The organism is Streptomyces sp. SID5469 (genome assembly GCF_009862865.1).
Classification (GTDB): Bacteria; Actinomycetota; Actinomycetes; order Streptomycetales; family Streptomycetaceae; genus Streptomyces; species Streptomyces avermitilis.
Genome location: NZ_WWIN01000001.1, coordinates 4,786,324 through 4,813,278, shown reverse-complemented (window position 1 = coordinate 4,813,278; position 26,955 = coordinate 4,786,324). Strand labels below are relative to the sequence as shown.

General features: G+C 71.5%; 24 protein-coding genes and 2 pseudogenes. 13 read left to right on the top strand and 13 right to left on the bottom strand.

The window, feature by feature from the left end; translation table 11 throughout:
* Positions 1-110: 110 nt before the first annotated feature.
* A complete protein-coding gene (locus GTY58_RS20360) occupies positions 111-1,562 on the top strand; it encodes an NCS2 family permease (protein WP_010985328.1) in 1,452 nt (483 codons plus the stop codon).
* An 18-nt stretch (positions 1,563-1,580) separates the two neighbouring features.
* Here the strand turns inward: GTY58_RS20360 and GTY58_RS20355 are convergent, their stop codons facing one another.
* On the bottom strand, positions 1,581-1,763 hold the full coding sequence (locus GTY58_RS20355) for a ribbon-helix-helix protein, CopG family (RefSeq protein ID WP_010985327.1): 183 nt from the start codon (positions 1,761-1,763) through the stop codon (positions 1,581-1,583).
* Positions 1,764-1,956: 193 nt separating this feature from the next.
* Here GTY58_RS20355 and GTY58_RS20350 point away from each other — a divergent pair, with 193 nt between their 5' ends.
* On the top strand, positions 1,957-2,394 hold the full coding sequence (locus GTY58_RS20350) for a MarR family transcriptional regulator (protein WP_010985326.1): 438 nt from the start codon (positions 1,957-1,959) through the stop codon (positions 2,392-2,394).
* 205 nt (positions 2,395-2,599) lie between these two features.
* Complete coding sequence (locus GTY58_RS20345; RefSeq protein WP_037644686.1) at positions 2,600-3,868, top strand: MFS transporter; 1,269 nt, start codon at positions 2,600-2,602, stop codon at positions 3,866-3,868.
* A 43-nt stretch (positions 3,869-3,911) separates the two neighbouring features.
* Here the strand turns inward: GTY58_RS20345 and GTY58_RS20340 are convergent, their stop codons facing one another.
* Positions 3,912-4,430 carry a GNAT family N-acetyltransferase gene (locus tag GTY58_RS20340; RefSeq protein ID WP_037645061.1) on the bottom strand — a complete coding sequence of 173 codons (519 nt, stop codon included), beginning with the start codon at positions 4,428-4,430 and terminating at the stop codon, positions 3,912-3,914.
* 39 nt (positions 4,431-4,469) lie between these two features.
* Between GTY58_RS20340 and thpR the strand changes: the two genes are divergently transcribed.
* From thpR to GTY58_RS20325, 3 genes are all read left to right on the top strand, one after another.
* Complete coding sequence (gene thpR, locus GTY58_RS20335) at positions 4,470-5,042, top strand: RNA 2',3'-cyclic phosphodiesterase (protein WP_010985323.1); 573 nt, start codon at positions 4,470-4,472, stop codon at positions 5,040-5,042.
* Positions 5,043-5,373: 331 nt separating this feature from the next.
* Positions 5,374-6,426 carry a zinc-binding dehydrogenase gene (locus GTY58_RS20330; RefSeq protein ID WP_010985322.1) on the top strand — a complete coding sequence of 351 codons (1,053 nt, stop codon included), beginning with the start codon at positions 5,374-5,376 and terminating at the stop codon, positions 6,424-6,426.
* Positions 6,427-6,490: 64 nt separating this feature from the next.
* Positions 6,491-7,483 (top strand): aldo/keto reductase, encoded by a 993-nt coding sequence (locus GTY58_RS20325; protein WP_010985321.1) that lies wholly within the window; start codon positions 6,491-6,493, stop codon positions 7,481-7,483.
* Between the two features lie 125 nt (positions 7,484-7,608).
* Here GTY58_RS20325 and GTY58_RS40805 read toward each other — a convergent pair.
* From GTY58_RS40805 to GTY58_RS20315, 3 genes and pseudogenes are all read right to left on the bottom strand, one after another.
* A pseudogene (locus tag GTY58_RS40805) lies at positions 7,609-7,710 on the bottom strand (Uma2 family endonuclease); the annotation flags it as partial.
* 31 nt (positions 7,711-7,741) lie between these two features.
* Positions 7,742-8,851: a CU044_5270 family protein gene (locus GTY58_RS20320; protein ID WP_010985320.1), complete on the bottom strand. Its 1,110-nt coding sequence runs from the start codon at positions 8,849-8,851 to the stop codon at positions 7,742-7,744.
* Positions 8,848-9,534 (bottom strand): sigma-70 family RNA polymerase sigma factor, encoded by a 687-nt coding sequence (locus tag GTY58_RS20315; RefSeq protein WP_037644687.1) that lies wholly within the window; start codon positions 9,532-9,534, stop codon positions 8,848-8,850. Before GTY58_RS20315 ends, GTY58_RS20320 begins: the two co-directional genes overlap by 4 nt.
* Positions 9,535-9,985: 451 nt before the next feature.
* On the opposite strand from GTY58_RS20315, the gene GTY58_RS20310 reads away from it, so the two are divergent.
* A complete protein-coding gene (locus tag GTY58_RS20310) occupies positions 9,986-11,521 on the top strand; it encodes an MFS transporter (protein WP_010985318.1) in 1,536 nt (511 codons plus the stop codon).
* 76 nt (positions 11,522-11,597) lie between these two features.
* Positions 11,598-12,392: a methyltransferase domain-containing protein gene (locus GTY58_RS20305; protein ID WP_010985317.1), complete on the top strand. Its 795-nt coding sequence runs from the start codon at positions 11,598-11,600 to the stop codon at positions 12,390-12,392.
* A 220-nt stretch (positions 12,393-12,612) separates the two neighbouring features.
* Here the strand turns inward: GTY58_RS20305 and GTY58_RS20300 are convergent, their stop codons facing one another.
* Positions 12,613-13,299: an SGNH/GDSL hydrolase family protein gene (locus GTY58_RS20300; protein WP_010985316.1), complete on the bottom strand. Its 687-nt coding sequence runs from the start codon at positions 13,297-13,299 to the stop codon at positions 12,613-12,615.
* Here GTY58_RS20300 and GTY58_RS39715 point away from each other — a divergent pair.
* Together GTY58_RS39715 and GTY58_RS20295 are read left to right on the top strand one after the other, a co-directional pair.
* Positions 13,286-13,423, top strand: a complete 138-nt coding sequence (locus GTY58_RS39715) for a hypothetical protein (protein ID WP_162604340.1) — start codon at positions 13,286-13,288, stop codon at positions 13,421-13,423. The genes GTY58_RS20300 and GTY58_RS39715 overlap by 14 nt on opposite strands.
* 10 nt (positions 13,424-13,433) lie before the next feature.
* On the top strand, positions 13,434-14,414 hold the full coding sequence (locus GTY58_RS20295) for a hypothetical protein (RefSeq protein ID WP_037645063.1): 981 nt from the start codon (positions 13,434-13,436) through the stop codon (positions 14,412-14,414).
* 144 nt (positions 14,415-14,558) lie between these two features.
* On the opposite strand, the gene serC is transcribed toward GTY58_RS20295, so the two are convergent.
* From serC to GTY58_RS20260, 7 genes are all read right to left on the bottom strand, one after another.
* On the bottom strand, positions 14,559-15,677 hold the full coding sequence (serC, locus tag GTY58_RS20290; protein WP_010985314.1) for a phosphoserine transaminase: 1,119 nt from the start codon (positions 15,675-15,677) through the stop codon (positions 14,559-14,561).
* Between the two features lie 149 nt (positions 15,678-15,826).
* On the bottom strand, positions 15,827-17,029 hold the full coding sequence (locus GTY58_RS20285; protein ID WP_010985313.1) for a cytochrome P450: 1,203 nt from the start codon (positions 17,027-17,029) through the stop codon (positions 15,827-15,829).
* Positions 17,026-18,261: a cytochrome P450 gene (locus GTY58_RS20280; RefSeq protein ID WP_010985312.1), complete on the bottom strand. Its 1,236-nt coding sequence runs from the start codon at positions 18,259-18,261 to the stop codon at positions 17,026-17,028. The genes GTY58_RS20285 and GTY58_RS20280 overlap by 4 nt, the downstream gene beginning before the upstream one ends.
* Entirely contained in the window at positions 18,258-18,893 is a 636-nt protein-coding gene (locus tag GTY58_RS20275) for an ATP/GTP-binding protein (protein ID WP_042493310.1), read from the bottom strand. Before GTY58_RS20275 ends, GTY58_RS20280 begins: the two co-directional genes overlap by 4 nt.
* Positions 18,874-19,221, bottom strand: a complete 348-nt coding sequence (locus tag GTY58_RS20270) for a DUF742 domain-containing protein (RefSeq protein ID WP_010985310.1) — start codon at positions 19,219-19,221, stop codon at positions 18,874-18,876. The genes GTY58_RS20275 and GTY58_RS20270 overlap by 20 nt, the downstream gene beginning before the upstream one ends.
* A complete protein-coding gene (locus tag GTY58_RS20265; RefSeq protein ID WP_010985309.1) occupies positions 19,218-19,625 on the bottom strand; it encodes a roadblock/LC7 domain-containing protein in 408 nt (135 codons plus the stop codon). The genes GTY58_RS20270 and GTY58_RS20265 overlap by 4 nt, the downstream gene beginning before the upstream one ends.
* Positions 19,622-21,862, bottom strand: coding sequence for an ATP-binding protein (locus GTY58_RS20260; protein ID WP_010985308.1), 2,241 nt, complete (start codon positions 21,860-21,862; stop codon positions 19,622-19,624). The genes GTY58_RS20265 and GTY58_RS20260 overlap by 4 nt, the downstream gene beginning before the upstream one ends.
* A 190-nt stretch (positions 21,863-22,052) precedes the next feature.
* Here GTY58_RS20260 and GTY58_RS20255 point away from each other — a divergent pair, with 190 nt between their 5' ends.
* The 3 genes and pseudogenes from GTY58_RS20255 to GTY58_RS41360 all read left to right on the top strand — a co-directional run bounded on the left by GTY58_RS20255 (position 22,053) and on the right by GTY58_RS41360 (position 26,780).
* On the top strand, positions 22,053-25,154 hold the full coding sequence (locus GTY58_RS20255) for an FAD-binding and (Fe-S)-binding domain-containing protein (protein WP_078234402.1): 3,102 nt from the start codon (positions 22,053-22,055) through the stop codon (positions 25,152-25,154).
* Positions 25,155-25,284: 130 nt separating this feature from the next.
* Positions 25,285-26,424, top strand: a pseudogene (locus tag GTY58_RS20250) (peptidoglycan bridge formation glycyltransferase FemA/FemB family protein).
* 233 nt (positions 26,425-26,657) lie between these two features.
* Entirely contained in the window at positions 26,658-26,780 is a 123-nt protein-coding gene (locus GTY58_RS41360; RefSeq protein WP_255222016.1) for a hypothetical protein, read from the top strand.
* The last annotated feature ends 175 nt before the right edge of the window (positions 26,781-26,955 follow it).

Below are 26,955 nucleotides of genomic sequence, written 5' to 3'. Positions count from 1 at the left end.
CCAACAGAAACGTGGGGGAAACCTGTTGGTGATCGAGCGGCAGCCAGACTCGATCAAGCTCGATCACGTTTGACGACGTTCCCATCCCCCGCACCCGCATGAGGTCACGCATGTCCACCTCGGCCCCCGCCAAGGTTCCCGCGCCCGAGCAGCCGGGCGACCGGCCCGCATACGGCGCCCTCGACCGCTACTTCAAGATCTCCGAGCGGGGCAGCACGCTGTCCCGCGAGATCCGCGGCGGTTTCGCCACCTTCTTCGCGATGGCGTACATCATCGTGCTGAACCCGATCATTCTCAGCAGCGCCAAGGACATGTACGGCCACCAGCTGGACTACGGCCAGCTGGTCACCGCGACCGCCGTCACCGCCGCCTTCACCACGCTCCTCATGGGTGTCATCGGCAACGTCCCGATCGCGCTGGCCGCGGGCCTGGGTGTGAACACGGTGGTCGCGCTCCAGCTCGCGCCCCGGATGTCCTGGCCGGACGCGATGGGCATGGTCGTACTCGCCGGCCTGGTGGTGATGCTCCTGGTCGCCACCGGTCTGCGCGAGCGCGTCATGAACGCCGTGCCGCTCGGGCTGCGCAAGGGCATCTCGATCGGTATCGGCCTGTTCATCATGCTGATCGGGCTCGTCGACTCCGGCTTCGTCTCCCGCATCCCGGACGCCGCCCACACCACGGTCCCGCTCCAGCTCGGCACCGACGGCCACCTCAACGGCTGGCCCATCCTGGTCTTCGTCCTCGGCGCGCTGCTCACCCTCGCGCTGATCGTCCGCAAGGTGCCGGGCGCGATCCTGATCTCGATCGTCGCGATGACGGTCCTCGCGATGATCATCAACGCCGTCGCCCATGTCCCGTCCTGGGGCCTGACCACCCCGAAGTGGCCGGGCAACCCGGTCGCCAGCCCCGACTTCGGCCTGATCGGCAAGGTCAGTCTCTTCGGCGGCTTCAGCGAGGTCGGCGCGCTGACCGGCATCCTCTTCGTCTTCACCGTGCTGCTGTCGTGCTTCTTCGACGCGATGGGCACGATCATGGGCGTCAGCGACGAGGCCAAGCTCACCGACGCCGAGGGCAACATGCCCGGCATCAACAAGGTCCTGTTCGTCGACGGCATCGCGGTCGCGGCGGGCGGCGCCAGCTCCTCCTCCGCCACCACCTGCTTCGTGGAGTCCACGGCGGGCGTCGGCGAGGGCGCGCGTACGGGCTTCGCGAACATCATCACGGGCGGCCTCTTCGCGGTGGCCCTCTTCCTCACCCCGGTCGCCACGATGGTCCCGTCCCAGGCGGCCACCCCGGCGCTGCTCGCGGTCGGCTTCCTGATCCTGTCCAACTCGGTCAAGGAGATCGACTGGGCGGACTACACGATCGCCATCCCGGCCTTCGTGACGATGATGATGATGCCGTTCACCTACTCGATCACGAACGGCATCGGCATGGGTTTCATCACCTTCGTGGTGCTGCGCCTGGCCGCCGGCCGGGGCCGCGAGATCCCGGTCGCGATGTACGTCGTGGCGGCGGTCTTCGGCTTCTACTACCTGATGCCGGCGCTGGGTCTCACATGACCGGCGGGGGTCACGTGATCACGTGACCCCGTAGAACTTCTCCGTCTCGTCGACGGCGGCCTGAAACCGCTCGTCGAAGTCATCCCGAATGAGCGTCCGGACGACATAGTCCTGGACGCTCATTCCCCTTTTGGCGGCATGGTGCCGGAGCCGCTCGAGCAGCTCCCCGTCTATCCGCAGGCTGAGCACGCTGGTCCCCATGCGACGAGGGTCGCCGGACCCGGGTGGGTGGCGTGTCACTTTCCGCTGCCGGGTCACTCATATGGGTGAGGCGTGCGGCTTGGGTGTTTCCGCCGGATTTCCTTGGGGCCGGTGGGCAGGAGTGGCGGGAGTCACGGATGGGGCCGCGCGCCCGGGTGGTCTTTAGCGAGAGTAATGAGTTAATCTAAAGAACATGGTTGACCTGACCCATGGCGACGACGCTGCCGCCGTGAACGCCCTTCGCTCCGCTGTGATGCGTCTCTCGCGCCGACTCAAGCACCAGCGGGTCGACGAGTCGCTGAGCCCCACCGAGATGTCGGTGCTCGGCACCCTCGCCCGCTGCGGCTCCGCCACGCCCGGCGAACTCGCCCGCAAGGAGCACGTCCAGCCGCCCTCGATGACCCGCATCGTGGCCCTGCTGGAGAGCAAGGGGCTGGTCAGGCTGGAGCCGCATCCCGAGGACCGGCGCCAGAAGGTCGTCACGCAGACCGAGCGGGCCGAGGCGATGCTCGAAGAGAGCCGCCGCAGACGCAACGTGTGGCTGGCCGGTCTGGTCGAGGGGCTCGACGACGACGAGTGGGCGAAACTCCGCGCCGCCGCCCCCGTACTGGAGAAGCTCGCCCATCTGTAACCGCCCACGTGTAACCGCCCCACCTGCAACTGCCCCACCTGCAACTGCCCCACCTGCAACCGCACACCTGTAAGACGCGGCCCCACCCGCGCGTAGGCAGCCGCCCATCACAAGGAGGCGAATCCGTTTGAGTACGGGATCCGGAGCAGACTCCGCCCCCGCACCTGCCGCCCACGACTCCCCGTCCGCACCCAGGCGTTCCTCCATGTTCAGCTCGCTGAGGATCAGGAACTACCGCCTCTTCTTCACCGGCCAGGTCGTCTCCAACACCGGCACCTGGATGCAGCGCATCGCCCAGGACTGGCTGGTGCTGAGCCTCACCGGCTCGTCCACCGCCGTCGGTGTGACCACCGCGCTCCAGTTCCTGCCGATGCTGCTCTTCGGGCTGTACGGCGGCGTCCTCGTCGACCGCCTCCCCAAGCGCCCCACGCTGCTCGCCACCCAGTCGGCGATGGGCGTCACCGGTCTCGCCCTCGCCTTCCTGACCCTCTCCGGCCACGTCCAGGTCTGGCACGTCTACCTGGCGGCCTTCGCCGTCGGCCTCGCCACGGTCGTCGACAACCCGGCCCGGCAGTCCTTCGTCTCCGAAATGGTCGGCCCCGGCCAGTTGCAGAACGCGGTCAGCCTGAACTCGGCGAACTTCCAGTCGGCCCGCCTGATCGGCCCCGCGGTGGCCGGTGTCCTGATCACGGGCGTCGGCACGGGCTGGGCGTTCCTGCTCAACGGCCTGTCCTTCATCGCCCCGATCGCGGGCCTGCTCCTCATGAGCTCCCGCGAGCTGCATGTCGTCGAGCGGGCCCCGCGCGGCAAGGGCCAGCTGCGCGAAGGCCTCCGCTATGTCGCCGGCCGCCCGGAGCTGATCTGGCCGATCGTCCTCGTCGGCTTCATCGGCACCTTCGGCTTCAACTTCCCGGTCTGGCTGTCGGCGTACGCGGACGACGTCTTCCACGCGGGCGCCGGTGCCTACAGCCTGTTCAACACGCTGATGGCGGTGGGCTCGGTGGCGGGCGCGCTGCTGGCCGCCCGGCGCGGCACGGCCCGGCTGCGGGTCCTGATCGCGTCGGCGGTGGCCTTCGGCGCGCTGGAGATCGTGGCGGCCGTCGCCCCGTCGCTGTGGCTCTTCTCGCTCCTCATGGTCCCGATCGGCATGTTCGGTCTGACGGTGAACGTCACCGCGAACACGGCCGTCCAGATGGGCACCGACCCGGCCATGCGCGGCCGCGTCATGGCCCTGTTCATGATGGTCTTCATGGGCGGTACGCCGCTGGGCGCGCCCGTGGTCGGCTGGATCACGGACGCGTACGGAGCCAGGGTCGGCTTCGCCGCCGGCGGTCTCGTCTCGGCCCTCGCGGCCGTCACGATCGGCCTGGTGCTGGCCCGCGTCGGCGGTCTGCGCCTGTCGGTCGGCTGGCACCACGGGCATCCGCAGGTTCGCTTCGTCCCGCGCGAGCGCGAGCTGGCGACGGCGGCGTGAGCCGCGCCCGGAGGGCGGGCCGACGCGCCCGCACCCTCCGGGCCTACACCCGCCGTGCCAGCACCTGCCCCGGCCAGTCGGCGCCGTCGACGGTCACGGTGAAGGGCTCCGTCCGGACGAAGCCGTTGCCCTCGTAGTACGCGACGAGCTTGCCGTCGTCCCCCGCGTAGCAGTCGACCCGCAGCAGGGAGACCCCCGCCCGCCGTGTCTCCTCGGCGGCGTGCGCGAGCAGGGCCCCGCCGACGCCGTGGCCGGCGAACCGGTGGTCGGCGGCGAGCAGATGCACGTACCGCTCGGGTTCGCCCGCCGGGGCGACGTAGCCGCCGGGGCCCTCGCTGAGGGTGAGCGTGCCCGCGGGGACGCCGTCGACCTCCGCGATCCACGGAGTGCCGGCGGCCACGTACGTGTGCACCATCTCCACCGCCCCGGGCCGCTCGGTCCACGGCCGGGTACCCCACTGCCGGGTGCGCCCCTGCGAGACGAGCCAGGCGACCGCGCCGTCGAGCAGGCCGAGTATGGCGGGGATGTCGTCGGTGGTGCCCTTCCTGATCTTCATGCTGATCTTCATGCGAGCAGGGTAGGCCTCTGGGAAGGTGACGTCATGAGACTCTTCGCCGCGGTGCTGCCACCCGATGACGTGGTCCGGGAACTCGCCTCTGCCGTCGACGAGTTGCACCGGCTGCCGGGAGCGGACGGGCTGCGCTGGACGGGCCGCCCCGGCTGGCACTTCACGCTCGCCTTCTACGGAGAGGTCGACGACGAACTCGTACCGGAGCTCTCGGTACGGCTGGAGCGCGCCGCCCGGCGGACCGCGCCCTTTCCGCTGGCGGTGCGGGGCGGAGGACAGTTCGGCCATGGGCGGGCGCTGTGGGCGGGCGCGGAGGGCGACCTGGGCACCCTGCGGCTGCTGGCCGAGCGGGCGGAGGCGGCGGCCGGGAGGGCGGGCGTGCCGATGGGGGAGCACCGCCGCTACCGCCCGCATCTGACGGTGGCGCGCAGCCGCGACGCGGTCGACGCGCGGCCCTACGTCGAGGCCCTCGACACCTTCGCGAGCCGCACGTGGACGGTGGGCGAGCTGTGTCTCGTACGCAGCCGGCTGCCGAAGTCGGGGGTGCCGGGTGAGCAGCCCCGGTACGAGACGGTCGCCGGATGGCCGCTCGGGGCGGGCGCCTGAGAGCGGGCGCCTGAGGACGGGCGGGCGGGGGCGGTTAGGCTCAAGGGCGTGGACCCGAAGACCCGTAACCGGATCATGGCCGGTGTGCTTGTGCTGATGTTCGTCGTCGTGGCGCTGGCGGCGGCGGTCGGACAGTAGACCGCCGCCGCCACCGCTGTGCCGTTCCCCGCCTGCCCTGCCTGCCCCGCCTTCCCCGGCGAGCGCCGGGGGGCTGCCAGGCGAACGCCTCCGGGGCCGGCCCGGGAATAGGGGCGTACGGCTCCGGGGTTCGACCGTCACACAGGACGTGCGGATCATGGGCGCCCGGCGGCGCCCCTGGGGGGGCACACACATGAAGGCGATCGCGTTCAGGGAGACCGGCGGACCCGAGGTGCTGCGCCTCGTCGAACTCCCCGACCCTCAGCCCGGTCCCGGCGAGGTCCTGATCCGCGTCGCCTACGCCGGCGTCAACTACGGCGAGGTCCAGCACCGCCTGGGCGACTTCGGCGCGCCCGAGGGCGAGACGGTCACCGGTCTGGAGGCGGCCGGTCACATCGCCGCGCTCGGCGACGGCGTGACGGGCCCGGCGGTCGGTGACGGCACGGGGGTGAGCGGCCGGTCCTTCGGTGACGGCGACGGGGCGCGCGGCCTGTCCGTCGGCGATGCCGTGGCCGCGTATCTCCCCGACGGCGGCGGGTACGCCGAGTACGTCGTCGCCCCGGCCGCCTTCGTCTTCCCCCTCGGTGGCCTCGACCTGCGCACCGGCGGGGGCGCGGCGCTCGTCCTGACCACGGCGTACGGTGTCCTCGCCGGCGCGGCTCGCATCGCCCCCGGCGAGACGGTACTGATCCACGCGGCGGCCGGAGGCGTCGGCTCGGCGGCGGCACAGATCGCCCGCGCCCTGGGAGCCACGGCTGTGTACGGCACGGTCGGCACCCCCGAAAAGGCCGCGTACGCGAAGCGCTTCGGCTACGACGCGGTCTTCGTGCGCGACGGTTTCGGGGACGCGGTCCGCGCGGCCACCGGTGGCCGGGGCGTCGACATCGTCCTCGACCCGGTCGGCGGCCCGACCCGCCTGGCCGGCTTCGAGGTGCTCGCCCCCTTCGGCCGCCTTGCGGTGTACGGAGAAGCGGGCCGCCACCCCGACCTGCGGCTCCCCGTCCTCCCCCTCTGGAAGAACAACCGCACCCTGACCGGCTACAACATCGGCGACCTCGCCCGCCGTGACCCGGCCCTCGTCCGCACCCACGCCCTCGCGGCCCTCGCCCTGGCCGCAGCGGGCGACCTCCACATCGACATCACGGACGAGTACGCCCTGCCCGACGCACCGCAGGCCCACCGGGTACTCCAGTCGGGGGCGAACCGGGGGAAGGCGGTGCTCGCGGTGGCGCCGCCGCGACCCTGACGAGCCGAACCGGCTCTTCGCCATGCTTGCTTCGAGCGGGCTCGAAGGCGTTGGCTGGGACCTCATGGAGTACACGCAGCTCGGACGCACAGGACTCAAGGTCAGCCGACTCGTCCTCGGCACCATGAACTTCGGTCCGCAGACCGACGAAGCCGACAGCCACGCGATCATGGACGCGGCGCTGGACGCGGGCATCAACTACTTCGACACCGCCAACGTGTACGGCTGGGGCGAGAACAAGGGCCGTACGGAATCGATCATCGGGAACTGGTTCGCGCAGGGCGGCGACCGTCGCGACAAGGTGGTCCTGGCCACCAAGGTGTACGGGAACATGGCCGCCGGCGGCGACCCCTGGCCCAACCACGACAAGCTCTCCGCCCTGAACATCCGGCGGGCGGTGGACGCCAGTCTGAAGCGCCTCCAGACCGACTACATCGACATCTACCAGTTCCACCACGTCGACCGCTCGACTCCCTTCGAGGAGATCTGGCAGGCCGTCGACGTGCTGGTGCAGCAGGGGAAGATCCTGTACGTGGGGTCCTCCAACTTCCCCGGCTACAAGATCGCCCAGGCCAACGAGATCGCCGCGCGCCGCCACGGCACCATCGGGCTCGTCAGCGAGCAGTGCCTGTACAACCTCGCCGAGCGCCGCGCCGAGATGGAGGTCATCCCGGCCGCGCAGGAGTACGGGCTCGGTGTCATCCCGTGGTCGCCGCTGCACGGCGGACTGCTCGGCGGTGTCATCAAGAAGGAGGCCGAGGGCGGCCGACGCGCCTCCGGCCGGGCCGCCGACTCCCTGGCCAACACCGCCATCCGCGCGCAGATCCAGTCGTACGAGGATCTGCTCGACAAGCACGGGGTCGAGCCCGGCGAGGCCGCACTGGCCTGGCTTCTGACCCGCCCCGGAGTCACCGGACCCATCGTCGGCCCCCGCACCGCCGAACAGCTCGACTCCGCCCTGCGCGCCGTCGAGCTGGAGCTGTCGGAGGAACTGCTGTCCGGCCTGGACGAGATCTTCCCGGGCCCGGGGCCGTCACCTGAAGCGTTCGCCTGGTGACGTCGTAAACCGATGGTTTCGCGTGGTGGCCGCCATGGCTCCGGCCGGCCCCTGGAGGGAACGGCCCCTGGAGGGAACGGCCCTGGAGGGAACGGCGGCCACCACGACCCGGGCCGTGAGCGGGCTCAGGCGCGGGGGAACTCGTCGGTTTTGAGGGTGAGGCCGACGACGGTGTCGGCGAGGTCCACGTCGTCTCCGAAGGAGAGCCTCGTCTCGGTCGCGTAGTCCGGTGAGTCGCGGTACGAGGTGGTGGGGCGGTCAGCCCGCCTGTGACGGTGCCTGCTTCATGCCGTCGACGACGGCCCGGTGGAGGATCGCGCTGGTGAAGGTCACCGTGCCGGGCTTCATCAGGGCCTCCGTGCCGGTGTTCTTCTTCACCTGGACGGAGCGCTCGCCGAGGAAGACGTGGGTCTTCCTGTCGAAGATCCACTCCTCGCGCTGACCGCTGGTCTCGTCCAGGCGGGCCACCGCGATCCCGGTCCTGCCGACCGCGTCCACCGCTTCCGGCACCACGACGACGCCGGGAATCTTCGCGGCGGTCTTGAACAGGGCCGAGTACAGCTCCGCCGGCGGGTAGCTCTCGCCGAGCAGGTCGCCGATGGTGGTGAAGGCCTGCTGGTCGGGGGTGTTGCCCTGGCCCTTGGTCTCCTTGTAGATCAGGGCGAGGAGCTGGTCGGGGTCGGTGGTCAGCTTGGCGAGGTAGTCGTACGTCGGGTAGTTGAGGCTGCCCTTGGGGGTGTTGCCCTGCTCGTCGGGCAGGCTCAGGGTCTCCCCCGCGGAGTCCGTGTTGACGGCGGGGTCGATGAGCCAACCCTTGGTGCCGTCGGGGGAGTTCCACACCTGGCGGCGGTGCAGCGCGTGGCTGGCCAGGCTGGTCTTGTCGTCGACGGTCTTCAGGAAGGTGTCGGCCGTCTTGGACTCGATGTAGACGTACTGGCCGGGCTTGACGACCGGGTGGGACTCCTTGGCGGCGACCAGCGAGATCTGGTCGAGCAGCTGGGGTAGGCCCTTGCTGGTCGCGGCGCCCACCTCGGCGGTCAGGGCCGGTCCGGTGGCGACACCGCCGTCCCTGACCCCGCCGCCGTCGGACATCGCCACCCCGGCGACGACCGCCGCGGCGACGGTGGCGGCCATCGCGGGCAGGACGATCGCCGGGCGCGGCAGCCGCAGCCGCCGCGTCTTCGCCGGGACCGCGGACCTGCCCGTGTGCTCGCCCCGCTGCTCCTGCTGCTCCTGCTGGATCTGGGCCATCAGACGCTCCTTGTGGAACTGGTGACGGCCCGTCGGCAGGTCGCGCGCCGTCCGGGTAAAGAGCTGTGCGCCCTCTTCCCACTCGGCCGGGTGCTGCCGGGACGTGTTCGCGTTCATCGGTTTCCTTCCTGTGCGGGCCGGATCGCGTGTGCGTGATCGCCTCTTGTCTGTCGGCCGGGGCGGGCGCCTTCCCGCTTCCCGCGAACTTTCTTCGCCGACGCCGACGCCGACGCCGATGCCGACGCCGACTTGGCTGCCGGGCGGGCGTCCGCTTCGGCCCCGGCGAGCGCGCGCAGCTTCTTGCGGGCGCGGGAGAGCCGGGAGGCGACGGTGCCGACGGGGATGCCCAGGGCCTCCGCCGCGGCCTCGTAGTCCAGGCCCTCGCCCAGGCAGAGCGCGATGACCTCGCGTTCGGGTCGGCGCAGGGCGGCGAGCGCGGTGAGGGCGGTCGCGAGGCGGTGCCGGTCGTCGATCCGGCCGGCGACCTCGTCGGCGTGGTCGGGGACCGACAGCTGGGCAGCGGCGGCGGCGTTGGCGGCGGCACGGTAGCGACGGTTGCTGCGGTACTGGTTGCGCGCGGTGTTGGTGGCGATGCCCAGCAGCCAGGGCCGTAGGGAGCCGCCCTCGGGGTCGACCCGTTCACGCAGCCGCCAGGCCTCCAGGAAGGTCGTGGCCATCACGTCCTCGGCCGTCGACCAGTCGGCGGTGAGCCGGAAGGCATGGTTGTAGACCGCGCGGGCGTAGCTGTCGTACAGCTCCGCGAACGCGCTCGAATTCCCGGCCCGCACCCGGGTACGCAAAGGAATGCTCACAACGTTGAGCTGTCGCCCACACCCTTCGGCTTCCCGTGATGTACGTCACACGCACTGAATCCTTCCGGACGGGCAGCCGTGCGCGTACCGCAACGATACGCACGGTGACCGGAGCCGTGAAATGAGCGTCGGGTCACCGGTTTGCTTTTCGGGGGAAATTGTGGACACATTTTTCGTTCGCCTTTTCGTGAGACCACGCTCAGGTCGGAAATGCAAATCCCATATTCGCCGCCTTCAAGGAGGTACGGCTGTTATGGTGGACGCTCGTCCCGAGGCCGGGTTGTGCCGTGTCGGCACCTCGTCTCGGATTGCATTGCGTGGGCGTCCCGTTTCGTTGGATTCCGTTCGCCCCGGCTTTCCTTCTCGGAATTGAAGTTGACTTTTCGGGTCGCTTTCATGCTCCGGGGAAATGTTTCCAGCCCACCTTTGGAGTATTTCCATGTCTGCTGACAGCACGGCTGTCGTCGCCCCCGCGGGGCCGGACACATCCGGCGCCGGTTCCCCGTCCGCCGGCCGGCATCTCGGACTCGCCCTGGTCGTGATCGCCGCGGCCCAGCTGATGGTGGTTCTCGACGCCACGATCACCAACATCGCCCTGCCCGCCATTCAGACGGACCTGGGTGTGTCCGACGCGAACCTGGCGTGGATCGTCAACTCGTATGCGCTGGCTTTCGGCGGACTCCTCCTGCTCGGCGGAAAAGCGGGGGATCTCTTCGGGCGGCGGAAGATGTTCCAGGTGGGCATCGCCGTCTTCACACTGGCGTCCCTGCTGGGCGGGCTCGCGCCGAATGAGGGATTGCTGATCGCCGCCCGTATTCTCCAGGGCGTCGGAGCCGCGCTCGCCGCGCCCAGTGCGCTGGCGCTCATCACCACCACGTTCCCCGTGGGAAAGCCGCGTAATACGGCGATGGGTGTGTACGCGGCCATGGGCGGCGTCGGCGCGACGGTCGGGCTGCTGCTGGGCGGCACGCTCACCGACGTACTGGACTGGCGCTGGGTGTTCTTCGTCAACATTCCCATCGGGCTCGCGGTGCTGGCCGGGACGCGGACGCTCGTCGAGGCCGAGCGTCACCCCGGTCGTCTGGACGTGCCCGGCGCCATCGCCGGCACAGGTGGGCTGATCGCCCTGGTCCACGGCATCACGCGCGGCGGCGAACACGGGTGGACGGGCGGGCTCACGCTGGCCTCCTTCGCGGCGGCGGCCGTGCTGCTGGCGGCGTTCCTGTGGCTTCAGGCGCGGACCGCGCACCCGATGATGCCGCTGCGGCTGTTCAAGAACCGTAGCCGCTCCGGCAGTTACGCCACGATGCTGTTCATCGGCGCGGGGATGTTCGCGACCTTCTACTTCCTGACGCTGTACGCGCAGCTGATCCTGGGCTACAGCCCGGTCAGGACCGGCTTCGCGTTTCTGCCGTTCAGTTTCGGGATGGCGGCCGCCGCGGGAGTCAGCTCCAAGCTGGTCGCCCGGTTCGCGCCGCGGGTGATCGCCGGGCCGGGGCTGCTGGTCGCGGCCGTGGGCATGTTCTGGTTCGCGACGCTGGAGCCGGACTCCTCGTATGCCGGGCATCTGATGCCCGCCATGTTCGTCACCGCCCTCGGCCTGGGCATGAGCTTCGTCCCGATGACCCTCGGCGCGGTCAGCGGCGTCTCCCACGAGGACACCGGAGTGGCCTCGGCGCTGCTGAACACCGCCCAGCAGATCGGCGGCGCACTCGGCCTCGCCGTCCTGTCGACCGTCTCCACCTCCGCGGCCGACGACAAGCTGCCGGAGGCGGCCGGAGCCCTCTACCGGGGCCTGGCGGCCAAGGACTCCGCCCTGGTCGCCGAGGCGGGCGACGCGCTCACCCACGGGTACACCATGGCCTTCGCCGCGGCCGCCGGCATGTTCCTCGCCGGTCTGGCCGTCACCGCCCTGGCCGTCAACGCCGGCAAGCAGCGGCACGTCGAGGGCGCGGCCCCGGTCCACATGGGCTGACGTCCACCCCGGGCACCCGTACGGTCCCCCGAAACCCGGTTGTCCCGCACCCCCTGATCCGCTTGGCTCGTCCCTTGTGACCGCTCTCGACGCACTCGTACGCCCGGACCGCTACCCCCGCTCCTCCGCCTACGACCCCGGCTGGCTGCTCGGCCTCGACATGGGCCCCAACCCCCTGTGGCTGCTGGAGGACCTCGCGCGGGACCTGGACCTGAGACCGGGCATGCGGGTCCTCGACCTCGGTTCCGGGAAGGGGGCGACGTCGGTGTTCCTCGCGCGGGAGTACGGCGTCGACGTCGTCGCCGCCGACTGGTGGATCGGGGCGGACGAGGCGACGGCCGTCTTCGAGGCGGCGGGCGTCGGCGGGCAGGTGGCGGCCGTACGGGCCGAGGCGCATCAACTGCCCTTCGAGGAGGGGAGTTTCGACGCGATCGTGAGCATCGACGCGTTCGAGTACTTCGGTACGGCGGACAGCTACCTGCCGTACCTGGTGAAGTTCCTGCGTCCGGGTGGCCAACTGGGCATCGCCACGCCCGCGTTGACCCGCGAGATCCGCGAACTCGGCGCGATACCCCCGCACATCAAGGCCCTGGTCGGCTGGGAGGCCATCGCCTGGCACACCGCCGAGTGGTGGCGGTTCCAGTGGGAGATCACCGAGCTGGTGACGGTGACGTCCGCGCGGCTCCAGGAGGACGCCTGGCGGGACTGGCTGCTGTGGAGCCGTGCGGGTGCGGAGCACCTGCCGGAGGGGCGGGCGGCCCACCAGCCGGTCATCGACATGCTGACCGCCGACGCCGGGGAGTTCCTCTCCTTCGCGCTGGTGACCGCCCGGACCCAGGGCCCGTCCGGCGGACCGGCCCGGAGCACTTGACCTCGACCTTGGTTCAGGTCGGAGGGTTGGCGCATGACCACGTACACCGATCGCGATGTCATCGGAGTGGGAGGGGGCCGGCGCCTTCGGTGGAGCCGACCGGGGTCTCACCGCGGACGTCGTACGCCCTCATGACCCACGTCCACCTGGACAGCACGCTCGGGGACCGCGGGCCCGACGCCGACCCCCTCTTCACGTCGGCGCTCCCCGCCGCCTCCGGTCAGGCGAAGTCGGCGGCGGCGTAGGGCTCGCCGACGTCCCAGGCCTGGTACATCGCCTCCGCGAAGGCCTCCGCGATCTTGTGCTCGCCGCTCGCGTTCGGGTGCGTTCCGTCGTAGGTGTCGAAGTCGGTGTCGTACGACGGCGGCGGCGAGGCCAGCAGCAGGGGCGACTGGGGTTCGTCCAGGTCGGCGACCGCCTTGGCCAGGAGTTCGTTGAACGACGCGACCTCGGCGGCGAAGGCGGTGTCCGACTCCGCGCGTACGTTCGGTATCACCGGAAGCACGATCATCCGGATCCGCGGGTTCGCCGTACGGGCCTCGGCCACGAAGGACCGGACGTTCTCCGCCGTCTGGGGCGCGTTCGTGTAGAAGCCCAGGTCGATCAGGCCCAGCGCCACCAGCAGTACATCGGCCCGGCAGGTGCGGACCGCCTCGCCGATCAGCGGGGCCATGTGCAGCCAGCCCTCGCCCCAGCCGGCCAGGTGGGCGCGGGGGAAGTCCGGGTCCGCGTACTCGTACGAGTCGGGGGCGTCCGTGGCCTTGTCGTAGAGCGTCTCGCGCGGGCCGACGATCCGGAACGGTCCGCCGTACGCGGCGCGCAGATGCTGCCACATCCGGTAACGCCATGTGTGTTCGCCCGCGCTTCCGATCGTCTGGGAGTCGCCTACGGGCATGAACCTGAGCATCCGCTCATCATCGTGGATCGGCACGGCCGGCACCTCCCCCGGTGATGTGAGGCTGCACACGTGGGTGCGGCGCCGCAACGCCGCGTACGGCGGGGTGAACATGCGTCCGGGATGGCAGGCTTGAGCCCATGCGCATGCGCCGATCGTTTCCGTTCCTCGCCGGGTCCGCCCTGCTCGTCGTGCTGTCGGCACCCGCCGTCGCCGCCGACGGGGACGAGGGGTTCACCATCGGGGACTCCCGGATCACCGAGTCCAGCGGCCTCGCCGCCTCGCGCCTGCACCCCGGTGTCTACTGGACGCACAACGACAGCGACGACGGCCCGTACCTCTACGCCGTGGACAGCCGGACCGGGAAGACCGTCGCCACCGTCACCCTGAGCGGCGTCGGCTCGCCGCGCGACGTCGAGGCCATCTCCATAGGCCCGGGCAACGAGATCTATGTCGGCGACATCGGCGACAACCTCGGCGGCCAGTGGGACCACGTGTGGATCTACGAACTGCCCGAGCCCAAGGTGCTCGAGGACCAGACGATCCGTGCCACGCAGTACGTCGTGAAGTACGCGGACGGAGCCCGCGACGCGGAGTCGCTGATGGTGCATCCGAAGACCGGGCGGGTCTACATCGTCGACAAGAAGGAGGACGGCGGGCACCTGTACGAGGGCCCGGCACGGCTCTCCGCCTCCGGGACGAACGTCTTCGAGCCCCTCGGCGCCGTCGGCCTGTGGGCCACCGACGCCGCCTTCTCGCCCGACGGGAAGCAGCTCGCCGTACGCGGCTACTTCGGCGGGATCGCGTACACGTGGAACGGCGGGAAGATCAAACGGCAGGGGCAGCTCAGCGTGCCGTTGCAGCGGCAGGGCGAGTCCGTCACGTACACCGCCGACGGCTCGGAGCTGATGTACGGGAGCGAGGGGGCGGACAGCGCGGTGAAGCCGGGGAGCGTGCCGGGCTACAGCGGTTCCGGCGCCAAGTCGCCCTCCGGGGGCGGCGGTTCGGCCTCCGCGCAGGACGGCGACAGCGACGGCTCACACGCGAACTACAAGGTCGGCGCCCTCGCCCTCGCGGTCGCCCTGGCCCTGGGCCTCGGCGTCAAGCGGCTGTTGCGCAGGGGCTGACGCCCGGGTCGTCGCACGACTGCGCGGGACATGAGCGTCCGAACACAAGAGCGTGGAACGCATGAGCGTGCGACACGAGCGTGGGACATGACAGAGGGGCGCCCGGCTGATGCCGGGCGCCCCTCGTCGGCGTACGAGAAGGAGTTACAGCTTCTCGATCACGTAGTCGATGCACTTCGTCAGCGCCTCGACGTCCGCCGGGTCGATCGCCGGGAACATCGCGACGCGGAGCTGGTTGCGGCCGAGCTTGCGGTAGGGCTCGGTGTCGACGATGCCGTTGGCGCGCAGGGCCTTGGCGACGGCGGCGGCGTCGACCTCGTCCGCGAAGTCGATCGTGCCGATGACCTGCGAGCGCTTGGCCGGGTCGGTGACGAACGGGGTCGCGTACTTCACGTCCTCGGCCCAGCCGTACAGCGCGCTCGACGAGGCCGCCGTGCGGCCCACCGCCCAGTCCAGGCCGCCCTGGCCGTTGATCCACTCCAGCTGCTCGTTGAGGAGGAAGAGGGTGGCGAGGGCCGGGGTGTTGTACGTCTGGTTCTTGCGGGAGTTGTCGATCGCCGTCGGGATCGAGAAGAACTCCGGGACGTGGCGGCCGGAGGCGTGGATACGCTCGGCGCGCTCGATCGCGGCCGGGGAGAACACCGCGAGCCACAGGCCGCCGTCGGCGGCGAAGGACTTCTGCGGGGCGAAGTAGTAGACGTCGGTCTCGGTGATGTCGACCGGCAGGCCGCCCGCGCCGGAGGTGGCGTCCACGAGGACCAGGGAGCCCTCGTCGGCGCCCGCGACGCGCTTGATCGGGGCGGCGACACCGGTGGAGGTCTCGTTGTGCGTGAAGGCGTAGACGTCCACGCCCGCCTCGGCGGCCGGCTCGGGGTGGGTGCCCGGGTCGGAGGAGATGACCGTGGGCTCGGCGAGCCAGGGGGCGAGCTTCGCGGCCTTCGCGAACTTCAACGAGAACTCGCCGAAGCTGAGGTGCTGGGACTTGTTGTCGATCAGCCCGTGGGTCGCGACGTCCCAGAACGCTGTGGAGCCGCCGTTGCCGAGGATCACCTCGTAGCCCTCGGGCAGCGAGAACAGCTCGCTGACGCCCTCGCGGACCTTGCCGACCAGGTTCTTGACCGGCGCCTGTCGGTGGGAGGTGCCGAGCAGGGAGCTGCCCGTGGCGGCCAGGGCGTCCAGCGCCTCTGTCCGCACCTTGGAGGGACCCGCGCCGAAACGTCCGTCAGCGGGCTTGATGTCGGAAGGAATCTGGATCTCAGCCACGGACGGAGCGTATCCGGTCCGGGAAACGGGGGCGTAACGCAGTCCGTCGGGTGAGACGCCGTGTCCACGAACTGGTCCTTTTATCGCCCCCGCCGCCCGCCGCCCCGGCCGACCTGCTCGGTCCGGGGGAGTTCGCGGAGCGAGCCCGCTCAGCCCAGCCGCACCGGCAGCTCGAACAGGTCGTTCTGGGTCACCACCGGCTTGTTGCGGAGTTCCGCCGCCGGGACCGCCAGGTCCAGCTTCGGGAAGCGGGCGTAGAGGGCCGGCAGTGCGACGCCCGCCTCCAGACGGGACAGCGCCGCGCCCGGGCACACGTGCGGGCCGTGGCCGAAGGAGATGTGCCGGTTCTCCGTGGAGCGCGTGATGTCGAACTCGCCCGCCGTCGGCCCGTGCGCCGCCTCGTCGCGGCCGAGGGCGCCGTACGACACGATCAGCGCGTCACCCGCCGGGAGCACCTTGTCCCCGACCGGGACGTCCTCGGTCGCGAAGCGGATCAGGACGTGGGAGGTCGGCGTCGAGTAGCGCAGCGTCTCCTCGACCACCGACGACCAGTCCGCCTCGCCGGACAGGACGAGGGCGCGCTGCTCGGGGTGCGTGGAGAGGTTGACGACCGCGTTGACGATGAGGGAGATCGTCGTCTCGTGGCCGGCCGCGACCATCAGCTGGAGCGTGGAGACGATCTCCGCGTCGGTGAGGTGGTCGCCGTCCTCGGAGGCCAGGATCAGCGCGCTGGTCAGGTCGTCGCCCGGTGCCGCCCGCTTGGCGGCCACCGTCTCCGCCATGATCCCGGCGAGCTCGGTGAGGGTGGCGATGACCTCGGCCGGCGGGGTCTGGGTCGAGAAGAACTTCTCGAACAGCTCCCCCAGCCGGGGGAGTCTCGCCTCGTCGATGCCCATGAGGTCGGCGACGACGTACATGGGCAGGGGGTAGGCGAAGTCGGCCTTCAGGTCGACGACCTCGCCGGTGAGCCGGTCGAGGAGCTCCTCCGTCAGCTTGGTGATCCGCTCCCGCATCTGCTCCACACGCCGGGGCGTGAGCGCCTGCGCGACCAGGGTGCGCATCCGGCGGTGGTCCGCGCCGTCCACCGTGAGCATGGAGCGGCCGGGGTTGGCCAGGCCGATCAGCGGCCAGTCCGGGGCTATCTCACCGCGCTGCCAGGCGCCCCAGACGTTGATGTCCTTCACCAGCCGGGGATCCGTGAGGAGCTTCTTGGCCTCGGCGTGGTGCGTCACCGCCCACACGGGCACCCCGCCGGGCAGTTCGACGGCGGCGAGCGGACCCGCGGCGCGCAGGGCGGCGCTCTCAGCCTCCAGGTCGGAGACGAACGGGTCCAGGGCGATACGAGTCGTCATGCGGGGGAACCTCCAAGGGCGGGGATGGGCGTGAACTTCACGGGCAGTTCCGTCAGTCCCCGCAGCCAGGGGGAGGGCCGCCGGGCCAGGGAGCCGGCCGGCAGCGCGAGGTCGATGTCCGGCAGCCGGTCCAGTACGACCTCGATACCGGTGCGGGCGATGACCTCCGCGATCTCCTGCGCCGGGAACGGGCAGCGGTGCTCGCCGTGCCCGAAGGAGAAGTGCGCGTTGTTGCCGCCGGTCAGGGCGGCGCCGTCGATCCGTACCTGCGGGTCGTTGTTGGCGCCCTGGAGGCCGAGCAGCAGCAGATCGCCGGCGCGGACGCGGCGCCCGCCGAGCTGGGTGTCGCGGGAGGCCCAGCGGCCGGCCACGTTCTGGGTGGGGGTGTCCTCCCACAGGACCTCGTTCATGGCCTCGGCGACACTGTTGCGCCCGCCGAACAGCGAGGCGGCGAACCGCTCGTCCGTCAGCATCAGACGCAGCGAGTTGCCGATCCAGTCGGCGGTCGGCTGGTGGCCCGCGGCCATCATGACCATCAGGTCCTGGGCGATCTCCTCGTCCGTGAAGCCACCCGAATCCGCCAGCATCCGGCTGACCACGTCGTTCGCGGGCTCGGCCTTGCGGTCGGCGAGCAACTGCGCCATGGACGTGGCCAGATGGGTCTGTCCGGCGATCGCCCGGTCACGGCCGTCGATCATGTCGTTCAGCGCGGTGACCAGACCAGGGCCCTGTTCCTCGGCGAAGCCGTAGAGGAGGGCGAGGACCCGTACGGGCAGCAGGGCCGCGTAGTCGGCGACGAGGTCCGTCTCGCCCTTGGCGCACACCGCGTCGATCAGCTCGTCGGCGAACTTCTCGGTGAGGGACCGCAGTTCGAAGGGGTCGACGGCCTCCAGGGCGTCGCTGATCATCGCGGCGCGCTCGCGGTGGCGCTCGCCGACCGTGTAGAGGATCGACGGCTGCTTGTGGCCGATCATCGGCAGCAGCGGCCAGTCGGCGGGAATGTTCGGCCACTGGTTCCACAGCTCGGAGTCGCGGCTGAACAGCACGGGGTCGCCGGTGACCTGGTGCAGCTCGCGGTAGCCGAGCACCAGCCACGCCGGTATGTCGCCGTCGAGCAGCACCGGTGCCACGGAACCGTGTTCGCGCCGCATCTCCCGGTACAGGGCGGCGGGGTCGGTCTGGAACCGGGGGCCGCTCAGCGGAACGGGGGCGGGGGCCGGGGCGGGGGTCACAGGGCCAACTCCGGGGCTCGGGGGACGTACAGGCTCTTGAGGTGCTCGACCAGGGTGATCAGCACCCGCTTGCTGGACTCCCGCGAGCGGGCGTCGCAGTCGATCAGCGGGACGTGCGGGTCGAGGTCGAGGGCCTCGCGGATCTGTTCGGGGGTGTGCGCGGGGCCGCCGAAGTCGTTGCAGGCGACGATGAACGGCGTGCCGTGCCGCTCCAGACGGTCGATGGCGTACCAGGAGTCGTCGATGCGGCGGGTGTCGACCAGGACGACCGCGCCGAGCGTGCCGGCGAAGAGGCGGTCCCACAGGAACCAGAAGCGTTCCTGGCCGGGCGCCCCGAAGAGGTAGAGGATGTTGCGGGTGTCGAGCGAGATACGGCCGAAGTCGAAGGCGACGGTGGTCGCGGACTTGCCGCGCACCTCGCTGATGTCGTCGACCGTCTCGCCGGCCCGGGTCATCGTCTCCTCGGTGCTGAGCGGGCGTATCTCGCTCACGGAGCGCACGAGGGTCGTCTTGCCGACGCCGAAGCCGCCGACGACCACGATCTTCAGACCGTTGTCGGCGGAGGCACCCAACGGGGTACGGGTGTCAGGGGTCTCGGAGGTCACGGAGTCCTCAGAGGTTGCGGAGTCCAACGAGCACCTGCTCCAGGATGTCGGGGTCGGGAAGCGCGGCCTTGCGCGGATGGCGGGCGCTGATGCGGCCCGCGGCCAGCAGGTCGGCGAGCAGGATCCGGGTGATGCTCACGGGCAGCCGCAGTTCGGCGGCGATCTCCACGACCGCCGTCGGCCGGTCGCACAGCCGCAGGATCGCGGCGTGCTCCGACTGCATGCCCGGCACCGGATCGCACTCGGCCACCACGAGGGTCACGAGGTCGAAGCGGGAGTCGTCGCCGGACCGGCTGCGTCCTCCCGTGAGGGTGTACAGCCGGTCGGGCGCGTCGTCTCTGCCCGGGCGGCTCATGACGTACGAGGCGGCGCGCTCAGGTGTTCGCCGAGCTGCTCCACGAGTTCGCTCATGTTGTGCCCGACCAGACCCGCGTCCGCGTCCTCGGTGGTGACCACGGCGAGATGTGCGCCCTCGCCCGCCTCCACGATGAACAGGACCCCGCCGTAGAACTCGGCCATGGCCGAGCGCACGCCCCCGCTGCCGTCGCCGAACTCCACGGACGCCCCGTGGGACAGCGACTGGATGCCGGCCGCGATCGCGGCGAGCTGATCGGCCTGGTCGACGGACAGTTCCGGCGTACGGCACAGCTTCAGGCCGTCGCGGGAGGGCACGAGCGCGTGCCGGGTGCCCGGGGTGCGCTCGATCAGACCCTCGATGAGCCAGGTGAGTTTCTCGTCGGCCGTGGTGGTGCCGGTCATGAAGTGGTGTCGCCTTCCGGGTGCGCGTGCGAGTGGGGGTGCGGCTGTGGCTGGGGGTGCGGCTGGGACTGCGAGGGGGTGGCGGGCGGCGGGTCCTGTACGGGGGTGGCGGGTGCTGTGGCTCGTACGGGGGCCGGGGGTGTCGTGGGGGGTGCGGGCTTGGTGGGCTTGGTGAGCTTGGCGGGGTGCCGGTCCTGCACCTGCACCTGCACTTGGTCCCGGTCCCGGTCCCGGTCCCGGTCCTGGGCCTGGTCCTCGGCCTTGGCCCGGTCCCTGCCCTCGGCCCGGTCCCCGCCCTCGGCCTGGTCCTGGTTTCGGCCCTCGGCCTTGGCCCGGTTCCGGTCTCGGTCCTCGGCCCGGGCGCGGTCCCGGTCCTGGGCCTCGGGCGTCGGATCGGTTGTCGTGCCCTGGACTGCGGCCTGGTCGGGCATTGTGCCGCGTACCGCCTGGCGGAAGCTGCTGAAGCGGGCGACCCTCGCCTTGGCGTCGTCGGCGGTGCGGGGCTCGCGCTCGGTCCGGCCGGTGGCGTGGGGGCGGCCGCGTTCGGCCTCGGCGAGGGCGCGGCCCCGGCGGCGCTTGGGGAGGCCGCCCGTGTCGCCGCCGCCGCGCTCGGCCGACTCGTGGGTGGGGACCGGGTCGGGGTCGAGGTCCTCGGGGGAGCGGGCGGCGGCGTACGACGGGAGGGGGCGCGAGGGAGCGGCGGCGGGCGGAGCGGCGGCGGGCGGAGCGGTCGCGGGAGACGCGTCCGGCGTGGTCGCGTCCGTCGAGGTCGCGTCCGTCGAGGTCGCGACGGCCGGATCCGTGGCAGCCGGTTCGACGGCGGTCGCAGCCGTGGTGGTCGCAGCGGCGGCCGCGGTGACGGGCTGCGCGGGCGCGGGCGCCGGGGGGACCGCCGGCACCGTCGACAGGATGTCCTGGGGGATGAGGACCAGGACGCCCGTGCCGCCGCGCGCGGACGGGCGGAAGGACACCTTCAGGCCGTGCTTGCGGGCCAGGCGGCCCACGACGGCGAGGCCGAGCCGGGTGCCGGTGAGGCCGCCGAGGTCGGAGCTCTCGCCGGACACGGCGCGTTCGGCGCGGCGCAGCTGCACGTCGCTCATGACCAGGCCGCTGTCCTCGACGGAGACGATGACACCGGCCGGCACTTCCTCGACGTACACGTGGACCTCGGCGGTCGGCGGCGAGAAGTTCGCGGCGTTGTCGAGGAGTTCGGCGAGTGCGTGCATCACGCCCTCGGCGGCGTGTCCGGCGACGGCGGCCTCGCTGGAGGAGTGGACGCGCACGCGCTGGTAGCCGCCGATGCGGCCCATCGCGCCGCGCAGGATCGACTCCATGACGATGGGGCGTGCCCAGCGGCGGCCCGAGCGGGCGCCGGCGAGCACGGCCACGGAGTCGGCGAGGCGGCCCGCCTGCGCGGTGCGGTGGTCGAGGTACAGCAGGTCGGTGAGGACCTCCTCGTCGGCGTGCCGCTCCTCCATGCCGCGCAGGTCGGCGAGCATCCCGGTGGCGAGGGCCTGCATACGGCCCGCCACGTTGCCGGTCACGGAGACGGCGGCCGCACGGGCGCCGGCGGCGTGACGGGCGCGCTCGGCGAGGCGGGCGTTCTCCTCGGTGAGCCGGGCGACGTCGGCGGTGAGTCGCGTGACGTCGGCGGTGAGCCGGTCGCGTTCGCCGGTGAAGTCGGCGGTGAGCTTGTCGCGTTCCCGGGTGAAGTCGGCGGTGAGACGGTCGCGTTCCCGGGTGTAGTCCGTGGTGAGTTCGTCGCGTTCGCGGTCGAACTCCTCGGTACGGCGGGTGCGTTCCTGGTCGAACTCGCCGGTGAGCCGGGCCCGCTCCTGTGCGAACTCGTCGGTGAGGCGGACGCGTTCGCGGGCGAAGTCCTCGGTCAGCCGTGCGCGTTCCTCGATGAACCCGTCCGTCAGCCGGCCCCGCTCCTGGCTGAAGTCCTCGGCCAGCCGGGCCCGTTCCTGCAACAGCCGCCCCGCGTCCCGCGTCACGGCGTCCAGCCGTCCGCGCGCCAGCTTCGCCGCCCGCATGCCGTGGGCGGCGAGGGCGACCGCCGTGCACAGCAGCAGCACGGCCGCGCCGCCGCCCCAGGCGAGGGGGGCGCGTACCGAGTCCGGAGCCGCGAAGACCGCGCCGGCCACCGCGATCCCCGCCGCGACGGCGGTGACCAGCGGGAAGGGTGCGATGGAGCCGAGGGTGGGCCGTTCGCCTGGGGGGAGGGGCGCGGTCATGAATCGTGTCCTAGGTCGGGTCCTGGGCGAGAGTCGACACCTGGTGCTCAATTTGCCGTCACTATATGTGAGTTGGTGATCGAATTGGGGAGGTTCTGATTCTGGTCACCTAATCCGATCGGGCCCGGCCGGGCAGCGGTCCGCCGCGTTGGCGGTGGTCACTGTCAGTGGTCGGATGCATCCTGGGGGCATGACACAACTCGGTGACCATGGTGACCGTGGGGGCCGTAGGGACCGTAGGAGCCGTGGGGATCGCGGTGAACGCGGTGAACGCGGCGAGCCGGACCGCGCGGCGCCGGCGCCGTCCCTGCGCGAGGCGCTGCACGCGGCGCTGCGCGAGGCCGTGCGCGGCGAGGTCGCCTTCGACGCGACGGCGCGGGCGCTCACCACCATGGACGCGTCCAACTACCGCCGGGTGCCCCTCGGGGTGGTGGCCCCCCGTGACGCCGACGACGTGGCGGCGGCGCTCTCCGTGTGCCGCGCGCACGGGGTGCCGGTCGTGCCGCGCGGCGGGGGCACGTCGATCGCCGGCCAGGCGACGGGCACGGGCGTGGTGCTCGACTTCACCCGGCACATGAACCGGATCGTGTCGCTGGACCCGGCGGCGCGCACGGCGGTGGTGCAGCCGGGGGTGGTCCTCGACCGGCTCCAGGAGGCGGCGGCCCCGCACGGCCTGCGCTTCGGCCCGGACCCCTCCACCCACGGCCGCTGCACGCTCGGCGGGATGATCGGCAACAACTCGTGCGGTTCGCACTCGGTGGCCTGGGGCACGACGGCGGACAGCGTGCGCGAGCTGAAGGTGATCACCGGCCGCGGGCAGCGGCTGACCCTGGGCCGGGACTGGGCAGGCGCCCCCGAGGGGCTGCGTCCCCTGGTGGACGGCGAGTTGGCGCGCCTGCGGACCGGATTCCCGGCGCTCCCGCGCCGTATCTCCGGGTACGCGCTGGACGCGCTGCTCCCCGAGAAGGGCGCGGACGTCGCCCGTTCGTTCTGCGGCTCCGAGGGCACGCTGGGCGTGCTGACGGAGGCGGTCGTCCGGCTCGTCGAGGCCCCCCGCGCGCGTGCGCTGGCCGTGCTGGCGTACGCGGACGAGGGCGCGGCGGCCGACGCGGCGGCCGGACTGCTGCCGTACGGGCCGCTGACGGTGGAGGGCATGGCGGCGGATCTGGTGCCCTCCCCGGCCGATCTGCCGAGGGGCGGTGCCTGGCTGTTCGTGGAGACGGGCGGCGCGACGGAGGCGGAGGCACGCGCGCGTGCGCAGGCGATCGTGCGGGCGGCGGACGTCATGGACGCCCTCGTGGTCACCGATCCGGCCGGCCAGCACGCGCTGTGGCGCATCCGGGAGGACGCGAGCGGTACGGCGACCCGGATGCCGGACGGCACGGAGGCCTGGCCCGGCTGGGAGGACTGCGCGGTGCAGCCGGCCCGGCTGGGCGCGTATCTGCGGGACTTCAGAGGCCTGATGTCGGCACACGGCCTGCGCGGCACGCCGTACGGCCACTTCGGCGACGGCTGCATCCACGTCCGCATCGACTTCGACCTGCTGACCGAGGTCGGGATCGGCCGCTTCCGGCGCTTCTCGCAGGAGCTGGCCGACCTGGTCGTCTCCCACGGGGGATCGCTGTCGGGCGAGCACGGCGACGGGCAGGCGCGGGCGGAGCTGCTGCCGAGGATGTACGGGCCGGAGCTGGTCGCCCTCTTCGAGCGGACGAAGGACATCTGGGACCCGGACGGTCTGCTCAACCCGGGGATGCTCGTGCGGCCCGCCCGCCTCGACGAGAACCTGCGGTTCGCGGTGCTGCCGAGGAAGCCGGTGGACGTGGAGTTCGGCTACCCGGCCGACGGCGGGGACTTCTCGGCGGCGGTGCGCAGATGCGTGGGCGTGGCGAAGTGCCGTACGACGTCGGTGTCCGGGGCGGGCGTCATGTGCCCGTCGTTCCGGGCGACGGGCGAGGAGGAGCACTCCACGCGCGGCCGGGCGCGGTTGCTGCACGAGATGCTGGCCGGCGAGGTGATCACGGACGGCTGGCGGTCCGCTGAGGTGCGGGACGCGCTCGACCTCTGTCTCTCCTGCAAGGGCTGCCGGACGGACTGCCCGGTCGGGGTCGACATGGCCACGTACAAGGCCGAGTTCCTGCACCACCACTACGAGGGCCGGCGGCGCCCCGCGGCCCACTACGCGATGGGGTGGCTGCCGGTGTGGCTGTCGGCGGTCTCCCGGACGCGGGCGGGGGCCGTGGTCAACGCCCTCGCCTCCGTAGGGCCGTTGGCGGCCGTGGCCAAGCGGCTGGGCGGGATCGCGCCCGAGCGGGGGATTCCGCGGGTGGCGCGGGAGACGTTCAGCCGGTGGTGGTCGCGCAGGTTCCGGGACCGGGTGCGGGCGTTCGTGCGGGAGGCGAAGCGGGGGGAGCGCACGCGGGTCCCGGGCGCCGGACGGGAGAGCGTCGTGCTGTGGCCCGACACCTTCACCGAGCACCTCTCACCCGCTGTGGGCCGCGCGGCCGTACGGGTCCTGGAGGCGGCGGGGCTGGCGGTCCTGCTGCCGCCCACGTTCCGCATGAAGTCGCCCGCGGTCATGGACGGGGTGTCGAAGGCGCCGGCCGGCTTCAACGTGTTCATGCCGCACCGCCGCCGGCGCGTCTGCTGCGGCCTCACCTACGTCTCCACGGGGCAACTGGACCGCGCCCGCACCGTGCTGCGCCGCACGCTGGACCTGATGGAGCCGGTCCTGGACGCCGGCCTGCCCGTCGTCGTCCTGGAGCCGAGCTGTGCGGCCGCCCTGCGCACCGACCTCCCGGAGCTGCTGCACGACGACCCGCGCGCGGCCCGGCTCGCGGCGGCGGTGGTGACGTTCGCGGAGGCACTGGAGCGCCACGCCCCCGCCTGGACCCCGCCCCGACTGGACCGCCCGGTGACCGGTCAGACCCACTGCCACCAGCACGCGGTCCTGGGCGACGCGGCGGACCGCCGCCTGCGCGAGGCGGCGGGCCTCACCGGTGAACTGACCGGCGGCTGCTGCGGCCTGGCGGGCAACTTCGGCTTCGAGAAGGGCCACTACGACATCTCGACGGCCTGCGCGGAGGACCAACTGCTTCCGGCGGTACGGGCGTCCACGGCCGACACGATCGTGCTGGCGGACGGCTTCTCCTGCCGCACCCAGCTGGAGCAACTGGGCGGCGTACGGGGACGGCATGTGGCGGAGGTGCTGGCGGAGGGACTGGGAGAGGCACCGGGGGACGTGCTGGGGAAGGGACCGGGGGGCGGGCCGGGGGGCGGGCCGGGGGAGAGATGAGGAGCGGTGGGGGGAGGGGCGAGAACCGGCGGTGCGGGTGTGGTCGTCCGTCTCGTCGTGCTGCAAGAGCAGCCCGACCGGCGCCCGGCGCCCGGCGCCCAGCACCCCCGACTCTCCGAGGAACCCCCGTATGAGCCTGCGTGTCCAGCCCATCACCCGTGAAGAACATCTGGCGTTCGTCGCGTCCCGCCCGTCCGCCAGCCATATGCAGGTGCCTTCCTGGGGTGATGTGAAGCCGGACTGGCGGGCGGAGAGCCTCGGTTGGTACGACGAGGGCGACGGCGGCGCACGGGGCGGTCGGCTGGTCGGGGCGGGGCTCGTGCTGTTCCGGCCCCTGCCGAAGCTGAAGCGGTACCTCGCGTACCTCCCCGAGGGCCCGGTCATCGACTGGTACGTGCCGGACCTCGACCGCTGGCTGGACCCGATGCTGGCGTACCTCAAGGCGCGCGGGGCGTTCTCGGTGAAGATGGGCCCGCCCGTGGTCGTACGGCGATGGAGCGCGGACGCGGTCAAGACGGCGATCGCCGACCCGGGCGCGCACCGCCTGCGGGACGTGACCGCGACCGCCCACGAGCCGCGCGCCTTCGACGTCGCGGACCGGCTGCGCCGGATGGGCTGGCAGCAGACCGAGCCGGCCGGCGAGGACGGGTTCGCGGCCGGACAGCCGCGCTAGGTCTTCCAGGTCCCGCTGGCCGGACGGACCGTGGACGACCTCCACCGCGGCCTCAACCAGCAGTGGCGCCGCAACATCAAGAAGGCCGAGAAGGCCGGCGTGAAGGTGGTGCAGGGCGGCTACCACGACCTGCCGGCCTTCTACACCCTCTACACCGAGACCGCGGCACGCGACCGCTTCATCCCGCGCCCCCTCCCGTACTTCCAGCGCATGTGGACCGCGCTGACCGCCGAGGACCCCCACCGGATGCGGCTCTACCTCGCCCACCACGGGGGCGAAGTGCTGTCCGCCGCGACGATGCTGACGGTCGGGACCCACGTCTGGTACTCCTACGGGGCCTCCACGAGCCGTCGCCGCGAGGCCCAGCCCAACAACGCCGTCCAGTGGCGCATGCTGACCGACGCCCATGCGCGCGGCGCCGAGGTCTACGACCTGCGGGGCATCACGGACACCCTGGAGGACTCCAACCACCTCCTCGGCCTGCTCCGCTTCAAGGTCGGTACGGGCGGCGAGGCGGCGGAGTACCTGGGCGAATGGGACTTCCCGCTGAACCGCCTGCTGCACAAGGCGCTCGACCTCTACATGGCGCGCCGCTGACGTACAACCAGCACCCAGGTTTCGTGGCCAACACCCAGGATTTCCCCAGCTATTCACAGCCGCTGTTTGCTGCGCCGTGAGATGAGAACCGTGTAAGTTTCTCGATGTCAGGCGGAAAAGATTTCTCAGGTGACGACCAGAAATCCCCGCCCGTAAGCGTAAAGAATTCTCGCGAGCTATTCGAGCTATTCGAGCTGTTCGCACCACGCACTACGAACTCTCAAGGAGTCGGAATGAGCTTCAAGAAGCTGGCCCCGCTGCCCCCGAAGCCCAAGTCGAAGCTGCTCCCGCCCCCGCCGAAGCCCAAGCCGAAGCCGAAGCACGCGCCGAAGCCGCCCAGGGTCGACGGCAAGTGATCCAGCGGTGAGAAAGAGGGCCGATGGTGCACCATCGGCCCTCTTCGCATGCCGCCTCCCGTAATTCCGGCGAGCCGCGGCGATATGGAGCGAGATGTGGAGCGAGGGTGGTAATTCCGCATTCCGGTACCCGGCCGGTGAATTCATCGTGCCTTTGGTCACGGTTATAGGAGGG

Coding starts and splice junctions, on each gene's coding strand:
- GTY58_RS20360 (WP_010985328.1), top strand. CDS start 111: ATGTCCACCTCGGCCCCCGCCAAGGTTCCCGCGCCCGAGCAGCCGGGC.
- GTY58_RS20355 (WP_010985327.1), bottom strand. CDS start 1,763: ATGGGGACCAGCGTGCTCAGCCTGCGGATAGACGGGGAGCTGCTCGAG.
- GTY58_RS20350 (WP_010985326.1), top strand. CDS start 1,957: ATGGTTGACCTGACCCATGGCGACGACGCTGCCGCCGTGAACGCCCTT.
- GTY58_RS20345 (WP_037644686.1), top strand. CDS start 2,600: ATGTTCAGCTCGCTGAGGATCAGGAACTACCGCCTCTTCTTCACCGGC.
- thpR (WP_010985323.1), top strand. CDS start 4,470: ATGAGACTCTTCGCCGCGGTGCTGCCACCCGATGACGTGGTCCGGGAA.
- GTY58_RS20330 (WP_010985322.1), top strand. CDS start 5,374: ATGAAGGCGATCGCGTTCAGGGAGACCGGCGGACCCGAGGTGCTGCGC.
- GTY58_RS20325 (WP_010985321.1), top strand. CDS start 6,491: ATGGAGTACACGCAGCTCGGACGCACAGGACTCAAGGTCAGCCGACTC.
- GTY58_RS20320 (WP_010985320.1), bottom strand. CDS start 8,851: ATGAACGCGAACACGTCCCGGCAGCACCCGGCCGAGTGGGAAGAGGGC.
- GTY58_RS20310 (WP_010985318.1), top strand. CDS start 9,986: ATGTCTGCTGACAGCACGGCTGTCGTCGCCCCCGCGGGGCCGGACACA.
- GTY58_RS39715 (WP_162604340.1), top strand. CDS start 13,286: ATGAACCTGAGCATCCGCTCATCATCGTGGATCGGCACGGCCGGCACC.
- GTY58_RS20300 (WP_010985316.1), bottom strand. CDS start 13,299: ATGCTCAGGTTCATGCCCGTAGGCGACTCCCAGACGATCGGAAGCGCG.
- GTY58_RS20295 (WP_037645063.1), top strand. CDS start 13,434: ATGCGCCGATCGTTTCCGTTCCTCGCCGGGTCCGCCCTGCTCGTCGTG.
- GTY58_RS20285 (WP_010985313.1), bottom strand. CDS start 17,029: ATGACGACTCGTATCGCCCTGGACCCGTTCGTCTCCGACCTGGAGGCT.
- GTY58_RS20270 (WP_010985310.1), bottom strand. CDS start 19,221: ATGAGCCGCCCGGGCAGAGACGACGCGCCCGACCGGCTGTACACCCTC.
- GTY58_RS20265 (WP_010985309.1), bottom strand. CDS start 19,625: ATGACCGGCACCACCACGGCCGACGAGAAACTCACCTGGCTCATCGAG.
- GTY58_RS20260 (WP_010985308.1), bottom strand. CDS start 21,862: ATGACCGCGCCCCTCCCCCCAGGCGAACGGCCCACCCTCGGCTCCATC.
- GTY58_RS20255 (WP_078234402.1), top strand. CDS start 22,053: ATGACACAACTCGGTGACCATGGTGACCGTGGGGGCCGTAGGGACCGT.
- GTY58_RS41360 (WP_255222016.1), top strand. CDS start 26,658: ATGAGCTTCAAGAAGCTGGCCCCGCTGCCCCCGAAGCCCAAGTCGAAG.